The organism is Methyloceanibacter marginalis (assembly GCF_001723295.1).
Classification (GTDB): Bacteria; Pseudomonadota; Alphaproteobacteria; order Rhizobiales; family Methyloligellaceae; genus Methyloceanibacter; species Methyloceanibacter marginalis.
This window is the reverse complement of the sequence record NZ_LPWD01000093.1, coordinates 1-1306: the sequence shown is the minus strand read 5'-3', so window position 1 is coordinate 1306 and position 1306 is coordinate 1. Positions and strand designations below refer to the sequence as shown.

At 65.2% G+C, this 1306-nt stretch carries 2 protein-coding genes; both read left to right on the top strand.

Features of this window, described 5'->3' with window-relative positions; all coding sequences use genetic code 11:
* Positions 1–541, top strand: a 541-nt coding sequence (locus tag AUC71_RS04245) for an invasion associated locus B family protein (RefSeq protein ID WP_069623261.1), incomplete at its 5' end; no start/stop codon positions are given.
* Positions 542–874: 333 nt separating this feature from the next.
* Positions 875–1306 (top strand): oxidoreductase (locus AUC71_RS04240; RefSeq protein ID WP_483127797.1); only part of this gene is annotated, 432 nt, incomplete at its 3' end.

Genomic DNA, 1306 nt, shown 5'->3' with positions numbered 1-1306 from the left:
GCCCAAGCGCCGCACGCTCGCGACGCTCGGCCTGACGCTGGCGTTTCTGCTCGGATTCGGCAGCCAAGTGAGCGCGCAAGGCGCGGCGCCGGATGCCTCCCCCGGGCCCACCGGGCCGGGGAGCGTGGTGCGCGAGACTCACGGGGCGTGGCAGGTCAGCTGCCGCACGCCGCCGGGCGCCAAGGAAGAAAAGTGCGCGCTGGTGCAAAGCGTGACCGCCGAAGACCGGCCTAATGTGGGGCTGACGGTGGTTTTCTATGAGGCAATTGGCGAGAATAAGAAGCTGTTGCGGGTCGTCGTGCCGCTCGGCGTGCTGCTGCCCACCGGGCTCGGCCTCAAGATCGACGATCAGGACGTGGGCAACGCCCCTTTCCTCAAATGCGGCAAGCGCGGCTGCGTGGCCGAGGTGGTGCTTCAGGACGAGGTGATCGCCAAGCTGAAGCAAGGCACGAATGCGATGTTCATCATTTTCGACACGCCTGAGGCCGGCATCGGCATTCCGGTCTCCCTCCAGGCTTCACCGACGCCTTCGCCAGCCTGAAATAGCGGCGCCTTAACCCCCTGCAGACACAAAAAAATCGGCGGCAGAAAAGGAGAAATCTGCCGCCGATTCATCCGTCTTGGGGGACGGATAACGCCCTTCCGTGCAGGGTCGGAGAGGACGCGACTTGGTTAGTATATGGCTTGCCGGACCAGGCTTTCAAGTTTGCCGCCCCGATACCGTAAACCGGCGCGACGAGGGATGGCCGGGCCCCAAGAAGGCGTCACAGATGCCGCAGTATAGTTGATTGTCGAGAGCGGCATCGCCAATTCAGCGGCGACCCGGGGCTCCGCCTTCGCCCCCTAGCCAACACCACGGATGGAGACCGGCAGCATGCAAGCCAAGCTTTTCACGCCCCTGAACCTCGGCGATCTGACCTTGCCCAACAGGATCGTCATGGCCCCTTTGACGCGCAACCGTGCGAGGCCCGACGGCGACGTCCCGCATGCGCTGAACGTCGAGTACTACGCGCAGCGCGCGTCGGCCGGCCTGATCATCACCGAGGCCACCCAGATCACGCCGGAAGGCAAGGGCTACATCCAGACACCTGGCATCTACAGCGCCGAACAGATCGCGGGCTGGCGCAAGGTCACCGAGGCCGTTCACGCCAAGGGGGGCCGTATCTTCCTCCAGCTCTGGCATGTGGGGCGCATCTCCCACGTGTCGCTACAGCCGGACGGAAAGCAGCCGGTCGCCCCCTCGCCGATCGCCGCCAAGGCGCAGACCTTCATCGCCACGGGCTTTGCCGACGTCTCCCGAACCCCG